The organism is Chlorogloeopsis fritschii PCC 6912, from assembly GCF_000317285.1.
GTDB classification, from domain to species: Bacteria; Cyanobacteriota; Cyanobacteriia; order Cyanobacteriales; family Nostocaceae; genus Chlorogloeopsis; species Chlorogloeopsis fritschii.
Map to the genome: position 1 here is coordinate 1 of NZ_AJLN01000135.1, position 17569 is coordinate 17569.

Sequence of the window (17569 nt, forward strand, 5' to 3'; positions counted from 1 at the left end):
CTTTTTTGAAAAACGCGCCCTCTTTCCTAAGTTCAAATCCAAGCATGGTAAACAGTCTGTTCAGTATCCTCAAAACGTCAAGGTTGTTGATGGCAATCTTAAACTCCCAGGAAATATTGGGATAGTCAAAGCCAAAATACATAGACCGATTGAAGGAAAAATAAAGACTGTTACTGTTAGTAAAGCTCCATCTGGTAAATACTTTGCATCTATTCTGACTGAAGTAGAAGGTGATACTCCTTCCACAACACAAGGAAAGATTTATGGTGTTGATTTAGGATTAAAACACTTCGCTGTTGTTACAGATGGTGAGAAGGTTTCTAAATACGATAATCCTAAACATATTGCCAAACATGAGCGAAACCTCAAACGGAAACAGAAAAAATTAGCACGTAAAGTCAAGGGGAGTAATTCAAGGAATAAATATCGTAAAGTTGTTGCCAAAGTCTACGAACGAGTTAGTAACTCAAGGCAAGATTTTCTGCATAAACTTAGTTATAAGTTAGTCAGCGATAGCCAAGCTGTCATAGTAGAGAATCTTCATCTTCTAGGCATGGTTCGTAATCATAATTTGGCTGCATCTATCTCTGATTGTGGATGGGGGATATTCACCAATTTCTTAGCCTACAAGCTAGAACGTAAAGGTGCAAAGTTAGTAGAGATTGATAGATGGTTCCCCAGTTCCAAACTCTGCTCTCATTGTTTCTATCAGATGGGGGAAATGCCGCTAGAGGTTAGGGAATGGACTTGTCCCCATTGCGGCACTCATCACGACAGAGATGGGAATGCGTCCATCAATATTAGAGCAGAAGGAATCAGAATGCTAAAGGCGGATGGTTCAGCCGTCTGGAGCTGTAGGAGGCGAAGTAAGACCAAAACTAGGGCGAAAGTCCAAGTTGAGGCATTCGCCTATGAGTACAGAAGCCCCCACTATACCCGGTACTCCGGGTTAGTGGTGGGTAGTTCACTCCCACTTACTGGCGTGACAAGGCTAAAATGATGTGATAGAAAAGACTCGTAGTAGCAACCTATGAGCAGAAATTGTCTAGTAAACATAACAGACTTCTTGCAGCAATCACGATCTAAGTTAATTACAACCACAGATGGACACAGATAAACACCGATAAAATCTGTGTCCATCTGTGTCCATCTGTGATCGAGTTGTTTAAAACTAGAATCAGTGCAAGAGGTTTAGCACTATCTTAGCCTTGACACGCTACTAGGGAGTGTATGTGGATAATTGAGTAACGATTTTTTGTTTGTTTAAAAAGGATTAGCAATAATCGAAAAATACAAGCCGTTTTCCTGCCATGAATCTTTCTCTCCAGAAATGGAAACTAAAGGAATACCCCAGTCAAGGCGGGCAGTAAGATAATCTTGAAGTTGCAAGCGCAGCCCCAATCCTACAGACACCAAAGTATTGGTATCTAGCTCTAATTGAGAATCGTCTCTGCCAGAATCGTTCCAAGCGTTACCAAAATCTACAAAAGGAGTTAGCTGCAAAAGATTGTTACGCCCCCCCAAGCGAGCAATGGGGATTCGCACTTCCGCAGAGGCAAAAATGGCATTATCTGAGAGTAGGGCATCTTGCCGATAACCCCGAACACTTTCTATACCTCCTAAGCTAAACTGCTCAAAGGGAACAAGGGGGCGATCTGCTAATTGCACATCACCCCGCAGTAACAATAAAGTATCAGGAGCTAACAACTTTACCCACTGTGCTTGCCCTCTCCAAGCTACAAAACGTCCATCTGGTGGATTTTCGTTAATAGTTGCATTAAAGGCATCGAGTCCAATGCTAAACTGGGAACGCAGGGCAAATACTTCTTGGCTACTGCGAGAAGTCCATTCTTGAAAAAAGCGTACAGCCGTAATTCGCGTTCTTCCCTCATCATCTGTTCCCGATCCCGGAAAGGGAAGTTCTCCATTTAAAAAGCTGGCTTCGCTTTCGCGGCGAGTTGCTGTTACACCCAAGGAAAATTCTCGTGTTGGTGTTAGGATTACTGGCTGGCGGAAGGTTAATTCATAGTAATTAGAGTTGGACTGAATATCGAGAACGTTGAAGGGTCTTTCAATTACTCTATTATCAGATGTTCCGTAGCTAAATGATAGAGTGCCGTTACGGGGATTGATGGGCAGCGTATAGTACAAATCAAAGGCATTGCTGCCATCAGTATTGGTGTAGACAGCGCTAATGCTATCGCCCCATCCGAGGAGATTGCCTTCATTGACTTGTACTTGGCGGCGAAAACTACCCACCGCAGGCGATCGCCCGTTATCCAATACTACTTGCACATTAAAAGTATCTGCTTCCTTAATTTGCACTTCTAATAAACTTTGTCCCGGATCTGTACCCGCCGATAGCTCGGCTGATAAATTTTGAATTAGGGGATTAAGTTGTAATAGTTGCAATGCTTCTAATAAGCGATCGCGATTTAAAGGTTTTTTTGTAGCGATCGCCAGGCGACTTCGCACGTAACCGGGATTGAGTCTACGAGTACCTGTAACTTGAATTTCCTCCAATTCTCCTTCGACTACCCGGATTTCGACTACACCTTCCTGGAGTTTTTGCGGTGGAATATATGCTCCGGATGTAATGTATCCTCTACTTACATAAAAATTTGTAATTTCCGTTCTTACCTGAAATAGTTCTACCAGAGTAATAGGACGGTTGGTGTAAGGTTCGGTAATTTTTGCGAAATCTTCTGGGCGAAAGACACTACTGCCTGTGATTGCAAATTTTTTAACGATAATAGTTTGAGGAATTTTCGCACCAGGAGGAGTTTGTTCTGGAACCGCAGGTTTTGTTGGAGGTGGGAGTAATTCTTCTGGAGGCGGTAGAGGTTGTGGTGGTAGAAGTTCGGGCAGTGGTTGAGTTGAAGGTGGTTTTGTTTGCCGAGGAATGGTTGGAAAGATAGGGTTTTGGGCGCTTGGCTGAAGGGGCGATTGTTTAATAGGAATAACTTGTGCTTGCAATGGTTTAATAATAGTTGCATTGGAAATGATTACCAAATTCAAAGCCAACCAGTATTTGTAAACTTTTGATTTCAAGCGAAATTTACCGAACATGACAAAAGCGTAGAGGATAACCTTGAACACCAACAATTAAAGCCAGTCTATAAAAAGTTAAATATTAACATCTCTGGAGTATAAAATGTAAGAAATTTAAATTGTGATTAGAAGTAAAACTCATTATAAAATTTTACTTTCAACTGACACCGTAGAGAAAATGGCGAAGGAAATAGAGCGTAAATATTTAGTCCAAGGAAATGATTGGCGAAAACTTTCTCAAGGCAGTGTATATCGTCAAGGATACATTGCCACGCAAGATGGAGTGACGGTACGGGTACGTATAGCAGGAGAAAAAGGATTCTTAACTATTAAAGGGCCTAGTGTCAAATATTCTAGATCGGAATTTGAGTATCCGATTCCAATTGAAGATGCCCAAGAAATGCTTGATACATTATGTCAACGCCCTTTTATAGAAAAAATCAGATACAGAGTAGAGTGGGGTAATTTGATTTGGGAAATAGATGAGTTTGATGGTGTAAATAAAGGATTAATCTTAGCAGAAGTCGAACTAAATGATGAAGCACAAGAAATTGAATTACCACCCTGGATTGGCAGAGAAGTTTCCGACGATCCCAGGTATTTTAATAGTAATTTAGTTAAACGTCCTTTTTCACAATGGTAATTGCTGATTAATTCCTCAGAATAACACAAAAAACAGAATTTAATTAGTTTACTCTATACCTTAAAATGTAGCTCTTCAAAGTAGAGTACAGCTATTCTATCTTCAAGCCGAGCGGAAGAAAAACTACAGGATTGTTCATTAACTGAAGGGGCTATGCTCAAATCTACAGGTTAAACAGAAAGAGCATTCGCCTTGTTCGCACTCTACAAATTCTCACGGAACTCTGAGTGAGTTAATAATTAAGGCATTTCTTTTGTGAAATTGTTATATATTTCTTATCAATACCTTATTTTTTTAGTTTATCTCTTTATTTAAGAAGTAAATATTATAAACTGCTCAAACCAAAACGAATAAAAAACTTTCTTTTTCTACCTTTATTTTATATGCAGGTAGCATTGATCGCACTTTTGAAGGGGAATCAGGCAAAGCAGCTCTAAATGAGCGATCGCTAAACTCATTCATATGTTTAGAAGATCCAAATATCAGCCAGACACAAGGCTTCGTACTCCTATGGCGATTACTTTAATTTGGAAGCCCTCGGCACGGAAACAACGAGCGGCAAGGCGCAGGGCTTTGTACTCCAATCAGAATGGCATTACTCATAACAAAAGCCAGATTCGGAAAAACTACGGAGTACATAAAATTCAACATACCACTACACCCGAAGTTAGAGAAGAATTACGAAAGAATTTGGGATGGGCGATCGCTTTAGGTATTGTGATTATCGTTTTGGGTTTGGTAGCGATCGGAAAGCCATTTTTCACTGCTTTCACATTAATATTGGTTTTTGCCTGGTTATTTATTGTTAGTGGAATGTTCTTGTTAATTTACGCGTTTAAAACTCATCAAACTGGAAATTTTCTGCTCAAACTATTAGTTGGATTGCTTTATCTAATAGCAGGAATTATCTTACTACAAAACTCCATAAAAGGTGTAGCATCAGCATTGGGATTCTCCATTCTTCTCAAAGGAATTTTTCAGGTTAATTTGGCATTGCAACTACGACCGTTACCTAATTGGGGTTGGGTTTTATTCAGTGGCATTTCAGGCGTTCTCCTTGGTATGATAATTTGGAATTACACAAGTGTAGAGAACCCATTATTTTTGGCAAGCTTTGTTGGCATTGACCTACTATTTGATGGATTGTGGATGGTTTTGCTATCTTCCTCTGTCTATCGTGCACTGAAATAGCAATTAAGAGCCAACAATAAATCGACTCTTGTTACCAAAACTTTTCTTGACAATTAGGAGCGAAACGATACTTGCTCCCACTGAGAAGAGAAAAATTAATGAAAAAGAAAGTAGATTAGCTTCAGTCCAAAACGCATTAAATTCAAATTTATTAGCTGCTCCAGAGTAAGCAATAATAAAGTAACCGTGGAGAAAATAGATCCCAAAACTCAATTCGGCTAAAAAACTCATTAGCTCATGAAACCGTTTTGGTAAGCGTAATTCAAATAGCCACAAAAAGTAAATAATGAGTACGCACAAAATTAGTTTACTTAATGAATTAATTGCTGTTGGTCTTGGTGTAATTGTAAATTCTAAAATCGTCAGTATAACAAAGCTGATTAGCAACCATACATATTTCTTCTTTAGAACCACAAAGATTTTGTCTCGATAGCGCGAGCAAAACATACCAATCATATAAACAGAAAGAAAATGGACAAATGACTGGATAGGATTGGCGTTGTACTGTGCTCTAGGTATAATTGCAGTTATTACTAGTAGTATTGGAAGTATCCAATAGCTTTTGGGGTGTCTATCTACCCATATTAATACAGGCGAAATTATATAAAAAATGGTAATCATTGGAATGAACCAGAATGGGGGTAAATGCGCTCCAGTTAGAAAATACATGAGGATTTGTCCGGGAAGTGACCAATCAGAAAAATGATATTGAAACCAATCTGGTGGAGTATAAATTTTTTCAACTAAGCAAAGTTGAATAGCTGGTATTGATATGAAGAAGTAAGGTAAAATCACGTATTGCAGCTTTTTACTTAAGTACTTTTTGTACTCATATTTGGAAGAAAGAAATTGGAAAAGAAAACCTGCTATAAAGACAAAATATACAGTTCCATTGCCAATTAAAATGTAAGTAATTTTTTCTATGGTTTCATTCCTCCACTGAAGAGCAGCAATGATATGTGTAGCCACAATTGTGAGGATTGCAAAGCCACGAAAGTTATGTATATACCTTAAAAAATTGGAGGAATTTTTGGTATTTTTACTTGGACTCATTTCATTTGAATATGTCCCTGTCATGCCAATTACCCCGCAAATTTTGATTCCATAACACATAATAACTGCTACTATTTTCTAAAACTTTGCCATTAGTTTGAGAGAATCGGAGTCTCTACTCTAGTTATCTTTACTAGATTCAACCTAGTAACAAGGGAATTAAATTCATGGCATCATTTAGTTAGTTTTTGCAGTCACTTTACCCACAATAATTGTTCGTATTTCACATCTTGCACCAGTTGTTTGATTACGATTTTTGTAAGGTGGGCATTGCCTGTAACGTCAAAATAAGGTTTTGAGTCAAATCTAAGCAATGCCCAACGCCAGTTCGCACAACGGGGGGAACCCTCCGAAGTTCTGATCGGCGGAAGCCGCCGCTCAGACTTCTCTCCGCAAGCGACTGGCTCCCCTACGGTTATTGAGAAAGGTGCAAGATCTCAGGCATTCAACTATGATTTTGACTAAAGTCAATTAATGCTTTGTACTTGGGTGAACTTTTTTGTTCTAAATACTCTAAAGCGCCCCAACTACCCCATTTACTTGGTGAACCAATATCAACAAAATGCATGAATAATCCACCTCCAGCTTTTTGCCAACTATTTAGTAATTGAGAATACAAGTCATACATTGCTGGATGGCGATTTAATTCGATAAAGAAATTTGTCAATTTTTCGTTATTTTCTACTCCAGAATGGCCAACAATGTGTTGTCCACCTTCATAAGCAACTAGCTTCAGTCCTTTTTTTCGGGCTACCTTGGCATGATAAATGAAGCTGTTGTAATTATCTACTAAGCTATCTTGAGATTTCTCAAGTAACTTTCCTGTTTTTAAATGTTGAATTGCTTTACCAAAACCACCATCTGAATCATTTAACCAAGACTCTACTTTTTGGGAATTTTCTGGTGTACCCAAATCTCTACCAAAATAGCCAGCGATCGCATAAGCATCAATTCCATGTTGATAACAGGGTTTATTACCTTCTCCTACCCAAGACTGGCAATCTAGGGCTGCATTCTCTAACCCTTGCCATCCAGTATGAGTACCCATCACGCAAACTACCCGTTTGTTTTGTTTACCAAAGGTATTTTTCCAGATATCGCACATTTGAGCAGTACGCATACCATACCACTGCATTTGAACGTGTTCTTTATCCTTGCCCCATCTCGCTTGTCCTTGTTGTAAGGCATAATCTGCTTGGGGAAATTGCCCATTCCAAACCTCATTAGAAAACTCTACATAAGCCTTTAAATTTGATTTCAATTTCTTCTTAACAATTTGGGCAAATTTAGCCATGTATTCATCGGTAGCCATGTGCGGCATATTGAACCACGGTTCAGCATTAGCCTTATTGGCTAGAGCAATCATTACCTCTACTGGCACTCCTTTTAATGCATAGGAGGCAGCTGTTGTTTTTGGACGAGAAAACCACTCTTTTTGCTTAGAGCCATTCGTTTGCATCCAATCCATAAAACGAAATGCTCTAAAGTTTTTAATTTTGTTTATAAAAGTGGGATTAAATATTTCACCTTTAGTGTAAAGTGGTAAGTTTTCTGCTCTGACTACTCGAATGTTACGAATATAGTTACCTGTCTTTTTTGGATCGGTAGAAGTAATAGTAATTAATATACCTCCGCCTCCTTTTGAATTTACATTAATTACATCTCGACCAGCAGTTGAGGCAGCTTTATCTTGTTGGGCATCAAAACCATACGAAATTGTGCCTTCACCTTCATAAAAAACAATATACTTTCCAGAAGGATAATGACCTGGTATTTCTCTATATAATAAAGTGCTAACTCTAGTGTATTTAGGAGTTTCACTAGGTGCTGGTAGGGATTTAACCCAACCATCTTTGTCTAAATTTAAAAGATTATATTCATTTGTGTCCCATTCGCCATTACAGCCGGGATCAGTTTTCACGCATTGAGTAATCCATTGCCGAGAAGACTTAAAAGCATCCAAAAAGGGTAATTGTGTTGACCAATCAGCAATACCATTCAGACCAATTCCCAAGGCTGGAGTAGAAGTAACAACACTTTTTTTAGGACTAGCTTTGTCAGTGGTAGCAACAGTTTCTGTGGGAGTAGTAGTGACAGTAGTAACAACATTTTTTTCTGTACTAGCAGTAACAACTGTTTGTTTATTTAATGGCAAACAACTACTAATAATTGTTGAAAAACTCAGCAAAGCTAGACAGAGATAAATCAAAATTTTCTTTTGAATGTATAACCTAATTAGCGCACTTCTCCAATGAGATAATTTGGTAATTAATACATTAAAAAAAGACATAAGCATATTCGTTGCGATGATTTACCACATTTACCCTTCAAGATGATTTAAAAGAAGAACCACAAAGGACACATAGACGCGCCTTCTTCGGCTTCCTGCAGGGTAGAACACGAAGGGATAAGAGTTTGAGAGAGTTTTTGCATCAGCCCAGTTAATCAAGGGGCATATTTAACGTCAAAAATCAAATCATTAATTTGGCGTTGCTGAATAGACGGTATGAAATTTAAAAAATCAGACATTTAAAACTCTTACTCTCTGCGACTCTGCGACTCTGCGTGAGACACTTTAAATCAGCAACACCATTAATTTTAGCCAGATGAAATAGGTATTTTTAGTAGCAATACTTTACTATCTAAAAAACTCTGCGACAGGAATCTGTATACCTTCAAGAATAATTGTTTCGCGGTCTTGAACTGGAGTCCAACCTAGTTCATGCTTGGCTTTTGAGGAATCAAATTTAGCAGCAAAGCTACGACCTTCACAATCAGCATAGCTAGGAAATGCAGCATGAGGATCGCGTCCAATACTTTTGATTGCCCACTTGAGCAGAGACTCTATGTAGGAACTCCTGGGCGATGTAGGTACGCGTCGTAACTTGATGCTAGCTTGGCGTTCAAACTCATCAAGATATTCGTTAGCTGTGATACAAGGTGTACTAGTAAGGTTGTAAGACTTACCCTCAATCCCTGGTACTTTGATCGCTCGCACCATCGCATCAGCAACATCATCTACAAGTACGATTGGTAAGGGGTTATTTCCATCACCATAGAGACTACACACCGAACTATAGGGCCAAGCCGCAATTCCCCAGTGGTAAGGACTTCCACCACGCCCTAATACAATACCGGGACGAAATATTGTTACAGGTAAGCCCTGTTTTTGATGGAGTTCCAGAAGCGATCGCTCATTTTCTGCTTTCGATTTCGCATAGGGAGCAACGCGCATGATACCTTGGTGAGGCTCAGTGTTTTCCGTAATAGTCGAGGTATTATTACCAGCATAGTAGATTGCAATCGAAGATGCATAAAATAGCTTTTCAATACCGTGTTTCAGGCATAACTGGGCAACTTGACGCGTAGGCTTGACATCAGTTTCTAAGTAATCGCTCCATGTTTTTCCGTTGCCGCGTGCAAGGTGATAGACATAGCGGATGCCATCCAGGGCAGCCTCTACCGCGTTGACATCAGCAAAGTCGCCTTTGGCAAACTCAACTCCCAGACTGTGCAATTCTGGCGGGCAGCTATTGGGATTGCGGGCAAGAATTCGCACGCCATACCCATCTTGACGCAGGCGACGAACCAGTGCTTGACCAATGAAACCAGTACCACCAATTACTAATACCGTAGATTTTGGAGTTGGAGTGTCAGCCAATTGATTGGCAACAGATACCACCCGCTCGGAGATGGGTAAATTCGCCTCCCGCGCTACCCACTCAGCTAATGCTACCGCAGCTTCGCTAATGGCAGGATCTATTCTTTCATCAAGTATCCCTCCCCTACAGTTGTAGAAGCTCTCGACTGTACGGGCGATGCTGTACGGAAAAGGGCCTGAGTTTTTTGATAAACCCATTTTTGATAATACGAAGCTTGTTAAGGTGCCACTGGCTTGCACTACAGAATCGCGAGCACTTGCAACCACATTGGCATAGCGATCGATATCAAGTAGGTAAGGAGTATGCTCCTGACAGACGTAAGTGTTGTTCTCGAAGTCAACCCGCGCCACTGCATTCGTGCCGCGAACATGGATGTAATGCTCTGGATATCCATCAATGAACGAAAACCGCAGCCGGATGCTGGTGTTGTTCTTCCAGCCTCGAATTTCCCAGCGACGATAAAATTCTAACCCGCGTGGTAGTTCCAATTGATCGCGGACATCGACAGCAATCTTATCAGGTTGCCCAAGGAGATGGATGAGGTGAACAAATGAGTGGGGAGCTACCTCAAACAGAATATTTTGGGGAGATTGAAGTACCCATGCTCCGAAAGGCCCGCCTTTGAGTTGTCCAAGTTCTTTATTCCAGACTATATCAATCTGATCGATTTGCCCTAACCTACCGCTGCGTAAATCGGATACTAATTTTTCATAGACTGGAAAGTATAGAAAGTTATTGCTAACAGCGATCGCTCTACCCGCAGTTTTGCTTTGCTCGCGTAATTGTTGGCAGTAACTCACCTTGTGGCAAAGCGGCTTTTCAATGAAGGCATCAACACCAGCCGCGATCGCTTGAGTGACATTTGTAAAGTGTACGTGGGGTGGTGTGAGAATGTGGACAACGTCGAGCTGCTCAGAGGACAACATCTTGTCGAAATCGCTGTAGACATTTGGTATTCCCTTTGCCTGAGCGAACTGTTGTGCTAGTCTGCTGTTGAGATCGCAGACTGCTCGCACCTCTACGTTAGGTAGCAAGCGCAGCGCCCGGAAGTGGTAATCACTAATATAACCAGCACCAAGAATACCGACAGTGACAGGATTACTACTATAAGATTTTGGATTTTGGATTTTGGATTTTGGATTGGAAATTGCCTTCTGTGTCTGGGTTTGGTGAATGCATCTGTCACAATCATTTTTTAAATTGGTATTACTAGCACCCATTGACTTACCTCCCAGTTGATTGAATTGCTTAGATCTGTTCCCTGTCCCCTGTCCCCTGTTACCTTTTAATACAGGTGTTTGAGAGCTTTTGTACTCGATAATTTGATATTGTTTTTTACCCAGGCGATCATGTTGAAATTTAAATACACCTAATGCTTCGGGAAACACCGAAACTCCACAAGATAAACCCCAAGCTACACTGTCAGTCCACGAGAAGCCTTGTTGCCGAATGTGATAAATCGTCCGCAGTGCTGCCAGTGGATAGCGCCCGAAAATTATTAACGAAAGCCCGTGGGTAAAAGGCAACAGCAACAGCCCCCCCAAAGGTGCGATCGCTCCCCAAATCAAGGCACGCCGTACTTCTTTGACAAACTTGCGCTCAGGCGGCTCTCCATGCAGAGAGGAAACCTGAGCATACCCATAGCCACAGCGTTTGGCACGCTGCCACCACTGCGATAGTGTATGCATATTGGCATCATGCAAAGTGCTGTCTTTATTGATACGCAGAATTTTTCCCTTGGCTTGGCGCAGGCGCACGCTTAACTCGTCATCTTCGGCGGCAATTACACTGCTGTCGTAACCTCCCACAGTTGCCAAAGCCCCAGCGCGAATCATCACATCTCCACCAAAGCTGGAGATATTTCCGACTGAGCCAATCTGCCACTCAACATCGCAGATGCGATTGTAGATACTCTTTTGTGGATAACGTTCGCGTCGCCAACCACACACCGCGACAACATCAGGATTGGTATCGAGAGTTTCACAAGCCGCCTCAATCCACCCCTCGACGACTTCACAATCACCGTCAACAAACTGGACATACTCTAGTTGCGGATACTTTTCACGCAATCGCTCAAAACCAGCATTGCGAGCTCTTGCAGCAGTGAAGGGCACCGACATATCCAGATTCACCACTTCGACTCCGCGCCCAGAAGCAACTTCACAACTCCCATCAGTAGAGCCAGAGTCAACGTAGACTACTGTGCAAGCTGTATTGACAATAGAATCCAAGCTGCGGATTAAGCGATCGCCCTCATTGCGCCCAATTACAACTACTCCAATTTTTCTAGTAAAGCTTGGCACTTGATACCCCCCTTTTTGAGTGCTTATACGTGACTACCCTTTAAAAACACGCTATTGAGCAGAAAATCAATCATCAGTTTGGGGGGATCTTTGTCTGGCTTGCGCTGAACTACCCGCCGCCATCTCCATAAAATAAAAGCAAACATCCAAACGGCATCAGCCGCAGCAGCATAGAGTAAACCATGATTTTTGAGAAAGTATCTGCGCCTTGAATCAAACCAATACTTGGGTAGGCGCTTGGGTGGGCGCTTAGTGTCGGTTACTCCTGTACTTTGCCCGGCTAAATGCATAACTCTAGCTTCAGAAACGTGCCAGCAAGGGAAACCAGCTTTTTTTGCCTGCAAGCAAAAGTCCACTTCTTCAAAATACAAAAAGTACTTTTCATCCAGTAAACCCACCGATTCAAAGACTTGGCGACGGATAATCATCGCTGCACCACATACCCAATCGGTTTGATAGGTTTGTTCACGAACAGGAGGTGCAACTACCCACCTTGATAGTAATTTCGATACCACTCCCAGACGTAAACCAGAATCAAGTTCGCTAAAAATTGTATGGAAGCGAAAAGCCGAGCATTGGGGAGTGCCGTCAGAATCTTCCAAGCGGGCACCTGCAATTCCCACATGGGGATGCTCATCCATAAAATCTAGCAAAGCTTTGAGCGCACCAGGGCGAACAATAGTGTCTGGATTCAGCAACATCAAATAGGATGGCGGATGGGTGGATTGCAACCCCAAGCGAATCGCCGCGTTATTGCCAAAGGCATATCCACCATTACGATCTAGTGGCAACAGCGATGCCCACTCACCCCAACCTTCAGTGTCGATCGCGGTTTGAATTTTTTCCACTGAGCCATCACCAGAAGCATTGTCAGAAACAATGACACGGGTGCCTTTTAGCGTTCGCACCTCACTTACTAACGAACGCAGACACTCAATCGTCAAACTAGGAGTGCGATAATTTAGGATGACTACAATCAGACGAGTCAGATTCTCTAATAAAATTGCATCAGACATAATTAATCTCTCAAAGTTTGCTGAGTGCGAATCTGAACTAAATTTGTTTTTGTTTGATTTATTGTTTGATTTACAATCAACCCCACTACACCCCCACAGGCAAATATGTAGATTGGATTGATTAAAGCGTTAAGCAGACAGTCCACCGTATACAAAATCAAAAGCAAGACAATCGCTGCTGCTGGTGCAACTTTCGGGTGCTTCCAAACAGTTACGGGATAATAATGCATGAAAGCGATCGCTGGCAGTAGTAGCGATGCCATCACACTGATTAAACCGACTACACCCCTCATGCCAAAAGCAATAATCCACAAACTATCGGTAATTGTGACTCTTTTACCCCATTTGTCATAAATCTCGTTTCGTCCCCATCCCCCCCAGCCAAACACCATTTTCTGTCGTGCTCTTTGCGAGAGAATTGTTTCATTATCGAATCTAAACTGCATTGATTGTGCTCGTTCTTCATTCAAGGTACTGGATACAACGGCTACTATTCGATCCCCAGGAAAGTTACCAGACACTCCCAGGTATAGATGCAAGGAAATAGCTGCAATCACCATCAACACCAAAATGGAAGTACGAAACCTAGTGGAAAGGAAAATAATGAACAACCCAACGATCAGTAAAAGTATTGCACCCGTAGATTTAACTAATATATTGGTCAATAACAATGCAGCTACAAGCCACTTAATTGGAATACCCCAGAGTTGCTTCAGCGTCTGGGTTCTCCATAACCAAACACCAATCAGCGCAGCCGACATCATCCATGCACCAACCATAAGGCCATGTTCCATAAAAACTGTTGGCCTGTATCCTCCATATCGTATTGTCTGGATAAAATCACTACGTGCATGAAAGCCATAAAGCATTCGGTGCAACTGCGGACTCATGCGGAGTTCAAACAGGCACAGAGGAATATAGATTAAACCACCAATGAAAATATAAGTAGCTAGCTTGCGCAATCCATCCCAAGTATTGAGATACAATCTACCTAAATAGTACGGTAATCCCCAAGTCACAGTTTGGTAAAAAACGCCTGAGAACCCGTCATACCAACCTAAATCATTAGTCAACGATGACGCCAAAGGACACAAGCACCAAACCAACATTGGCACATCGAGCCAGCTGAATTGAAATGAGCTAAAGCGTTCAAAGTCAAAGACAATAGTTGCCAGTAGAATTCCGTAACAAGTTGCAGCTATTTTAGTATAATTTGGTATTCCCGGCAGTTCAAAACTGACTACAGGTAGGAATAGCCATGCAATGATGAAACTCAGAATCACTGCCTTCTGAGTTGGCATCCACCTAAACAGACAGAGTACAAATGGAATCCAGCCGAAAATAACAACATATACTAAAGGGTTCATATTTTCCCAGTCCCTAGTTTATATTTTTGTCTTGTGCTTGAGGTATTTTCCTGCATCAATCAAGATGGGAGGAATTAACTTCTTGATGGCAGTTTTGGCTGTGATACCTAAAGAATTTTTTTGTAGTAATTGATGTTCTCCTGGGCGTACCTGAAACATTGTTGAATGAGGACTAGAAATTTCTGTGGATGGTCGCCCGTTGCTGTAGTAATATAGCGCTAATGATTTTCGTGTCTGCCCTTCTGGACTATTTAATGGTTCCGGATGTCCATGATAAGAAAAGTCTGTCGTATTGAAAATAACGCATCGATTAAATACTGGTAATATTTTTTTATGGCAACTGCTCATCTGCTCATCCCATAATTCTAGATGACCTCCATATTCTTCTTGCCAATTTTTATTGAGATAAATTAAAAGATTTAATCGACGGTCTAGTCTCAGTTTTCGATGCCAATTAAAGTCTGCATGTATCTTTAAGTAACCACCTCTTTCTATTTGATGAAGACCGCCTCCCTCAAAATGAGGATCGGGAATTAATCCATCAATACCTGTAAGATTTTCTAAAAAATTAATAAAGACTGAAGAATTTAATTGATATAGGAGAAATCGTGTCATGTCTCCCATTTGTAACTCATGTTTTGATGCTAATTTCTTCTCGGCAGCAGCATCAAATTTTTGCCAATCAATTTTATCTACTTTGGGAAACTCTTTCAAGATGCCTTCTAATATAAATTCTGGCAAAAAGTTATCGATAACAATGTGTGGAAATGGTTGAGCTTCAGTATAGGCTGTTCGATATTTAATTGCTAAATTATTTAAGTAATCTGCTTCAACATAAAACATTGAGGTTGTATTCATATTTTTCCTTCGTATTACTTGATGTAGAAAATCAGGTAGCTAGTAATTAATCAGATTTTTTTAAGGTTTATAAAGGTAGAAGTTAGCTTGGTCGCCATCTTTTTGCTCATTTAACTGTGTAGCCTTAGCTTCAAATGTTTTCATTTTTTCTTTCGAGAAAATAGAGCTTTTGGAATTAACAGCATGAGATGAATTATCAATTATGGGTATATTCTTGATTATCTGTTCGCTTCCCCAAAACTGATAAGAATTTGAATTATATTCGACATCGAAAGTTTTAAATCCTGCTTGGCTCGTTAAAATTTCCATACTTCTAATTGTATGTATAAAGAAGTGACGTGGAGCATCGATTTGTACCCAATTCATACCATAGTGTCGCCAAGCAAAAGAGGAAGCTATGGGAATTCCTATGACCACATAACCTTGACTATTTAATAAACTGTATAATTTCTCAAGTACAGCTAAAGGTTTGGGCATATGTTCAAAGGAGTGATTGAGAACGATTAAGTCAAATTGCCCTTCTATTTCATCTAAGTATTTCTTGAAAATCTTAACTCCATTTTCATAAAAAATATCCTTTTCAATGAAAGGATCTACTCCTGTAAGATTGGTAAATCCATCAACTCGCATATTGAGTAGAGATGTGCCAACTCCACAACCTACATCTAGAATTTTTGCTGTTAATGGTAATTTGAGTTTTCTCAGCCAATCATAATAATTGTAAACAGGTAATTTATATATTTTTCTCAAGACTTTTGTCAAAAAAATCTCCAAGGTAGTATTGCCAGTCATTAAGTATTTCATTCTCTGGCGTCTGAGAAAAGTCTTAAGTGTTTTTTCCTTGTCGACGCTAGGTAATTGAAATGCATAAAAATTATCAGGATAATATTTTGAAATGTCATTGGGAATATCTTTAATTTGTAAACATCCACATTCTCCACATTCAAAATATTCAAATTCATCTCTAAATCCAAACATCATTTCTCGAACGATATAGGATTTATTATCAAGGGAATTATGGCAAATTTGGCAGATATTCATTTTCTTCAATAACTGATTACGACTAAGAAGTAAATAGAGAATTGATGGGAAGCCCCCATCCTAAAAAGATGCGACTACCTATCAACAGAATGAGTGATGTCAGAAATATAAAAGTAGCTTGAATATCTTGTTTTATACAGGCAAGTTTTTCACGCCAAAGTCCATAAGTAATTACCCCGTAGAAAGGAAGGTCATTAAGTGCAACTACAAGAACCGCTCCAGCTATACCCATAAGATAAAATCCAAGCGGCAATCCAATAATCATAAAAATAAATTTGGTCAAGCTACCGATCGCTGCATACTTAGCTTTACCAACAGCAAAAAGAGATGTATCAATTGTTTGGGTGAGTATACGAGGCCATATACCCAAGGCTAATAGCGGAAACATCCAAGAAGCCTGAACATACCTTTGATCGTATAAAGTCAAAATTAAGATATCCCCAAAACTGACCATAACTGTCAAACCTAATGCCATTGCAATCAGAACAGGCTTGCGATTATTTTGAATTTTGATACGAAAAATATCGCGAGGCAGATCAGCAGATTTGGAAAACACAGGAAAAATTACCTTACTGCTAAGTGCCAAAAGTACCTGACGCGGAATATCAGCGAGTGTAAAAGCAATGCCATATATGCCTAAAAGCTCGATGGAAATTAATTTGCCGAGAATGAGGCGATCGGATTGTTCAGCCAAAAAATATAAAGCTGTCGAAACAAAGATCCACCTACCAAAAGATAATATGGCTTTGACTGCATTTCGATCCCAAACAAAGCGATTGGGCGGCCCAGAATTTAAAAGATGACTGCCAATCATCCAAAGTAAAGCGTTCACAAGGCCACCAATGACAAGCGCCCAGATGCTCCGACTCAAAGCAGCCCAGATCATCATCACTATCAAGGAAATCGTCTGTACTCCAAGTTCAAAAATTGCTAACTTACGTACAGCTAAATGCCGATTGAGCGTAAACAAAGCAGTGGAGTTAAAGCCAGAGATAATCGTGTTTAGACCAACGATTGGAAGTAGCCATAAAAGCTGGGGTTCTCCATAAAAGTTAGCAACTGGCCAGGCAATCAAAGCGCAACACAACCACAAAACAAAACCACGAATTATTTGTAATGTCCAGGCAGTATTGAGAAAAGCTGGTTCATCCCCTCGCTTATTTTGAATGATGCTCTGACCAATACCGATGTCTGAGAATAAATTTAAGCCAATGATGAAAATGTTAATCAGTGCCATCAGTCCGAACAACTCTGGGAAGAGTAAGCGGGTCAGAATTAAGTTACTACCGAATCTCAAGATTTGGCTCGCTCCATAGCCAGCGAATGTCCAAACTGCGCCACTGATGGCAAGCTTCTTTAATGAGGTCATGGTTTTTTTGAGGAG

The 17569-nt window shown here is 40.5% G+C and carries 11 protein-coding genes and 1 pseudogene; 3 read left to right on the plus strand and 9 right to left on the minus strand.

Annotated features, from left to right (window positions below):
• Positions 1–953 (plus strand): annotated as a pseudogene (locus UYC_RS35830) (RNA-guided endonuclease InsQ/TnpB family protein); the annotation flags it as partial.
• Between the two features lie 310 nt (positions 954–1263).
• Here UYC_RS35830 and UYC_RS0130095 read toward each other — a convergent pair.
• Positions 1264–3069, minus strand: a complete 1806-nt coding sequence (locus UYC_RS0130095; RefSeq protein ID WP_016877864.1) for a ShlB/FhaC/HecB family hemolysin secretion/activation protein — start codon at positions 3067–3069, stop codon at positions 1264–1266.
• Positions 3070–3229: 160 nt separating this feature from the next.
• Between UYC_RS0130095 and UYC_RS0130100 the strand changes: the two genes are divergently transcribed.
• Both UYC_RS0130100 and UYC_RS0130110 read left to right on the plus strand, forming a co-directional pair.
• Positions 3230–3694, plus strand: coding sequence for a CYTH domain-containing protein (locus UYC_RS0130100; protein ID WP_016877865.1), 465 nt, complete (start codon positions 3230–3232; stop codon positions 3692–3694).
• 510 nt (positions 3695–4204) lie between these two features.
• Positions 4205–4885 carry an HdeD family acid-resistance protein gene (locus tag UYC_RS0130110; protein ID WP_235181636.1) on the plus strand — a complete coding sequence of 227 codons (681 nt, stop codon included), beginning with the start codon at positions 4205–4207 and terminating at the stop codon, positions 4883–4885.
• A 3-nt stretch (positions 4886–4888) separates the two neighbouring features.
• Here UYC_RS0130110 and UYC_RS0130115 read toward each other — a convergent pair whose 3' ends face one another.
• The 8 genes from UYC_RS0130115 to UYC_RS0130150 form a co-directional block, all read right to left on the minus strand.
• Positions 4889–5962 carry an acyltransferase family protein gene (locus UYC_RS0130115; protein WP_235083067.1) on the minus strand — a complete coding sequence of 358 codons (1074 nt, stop codon included), beginning with the start codon at positions 5960–5962 and terminating at the stop codon, positions 4889–4891.
• A 421-nt stretch (positions 5963–6383) separates the two neighbouring features.
• Positions 6384–8228, minus strand: coding sequence for a hypothetical protein (locus tag UYC_RS0130120; protein ID WP_016877869.1), 1845 nt, complete (start codon positions 8226–8228; stop codon positions 6384–6386).
• Between the two features lie 348 nt (positions 8229–8576).
• The gene (locus UYC_RS0130125; protein ID WP_016877870.1) at positions 8577–11903 is read right to left on the minus strand and encodes an NAD-dependent epimerase/dehydratase family protein; all 3327 of its coding nucleotides are present in this window, start codon (positions 11901–11903) and stop codon (positions 8577–8579) included.
• 23 nt (positions 11904–11926) lie between these two features.
• Positions 11927–12919, minus strand: a complete 993-nt coding sequence (locus tag UYC_RS0130130) for a glycosyltransferase family 2 protein (RefSeq protein ID WP_016877871.1) — start codon at positions 12917–12919, stop codon at positions 11927–11929.
• 2 nt (positions 12920–12921) lie between these two features.
• Positions 12922–14220 carry a hypothetical protein gene (locus UYC_RS0130135; protein ID WP_016877872.1) on the minus strand — a complete coding sequence of 433 codons (1299 nt, stop codon included), beginning with the start codon at positions 14218–14220 and terminating at the stop codon, positions 12922–12924.
• A gap of 84 nt (positions 14221–14304) precedes the next feature.
• Positions 14305–15144 carry a 2OG-Fe(II) oxygenase gene (locus tag UYC_RS0130140; protein WP_235083068.1) on the minus strand — a complete coding sequence of 280 codons (840 nt, stop codon included), beginning with the start codon at positions 15142–15144 and terminating at the stop codon, positions 14305–14307.
• Positions 15145–15204: 60 nt separating this feature from the next.
• Positions 15205–16185, minus strand: a complete 981-nt coding sequence (locus tag UYC_RS0130145; protein ID WP_016879781.1) for a class I SAM-dependent methyltransferase — start codon at positions 16183–16185, stop codon at positions 15205–15207.
• A gap of 22 nt (positions 16186–16207) precedes the next feature.
• Positions 16208–17554, minus strand: a complete 1347-nt coding sequence (locus UYC_RS0130150; RefSeq protein WP_016877875.1) for an oligosaccharide flippase family protein — start codon at positions 17552–17554, stop codon at positions 16208–16210.
• Between the last annotated feature and the right edge of the window lie 15 nt (positions 17555–17569).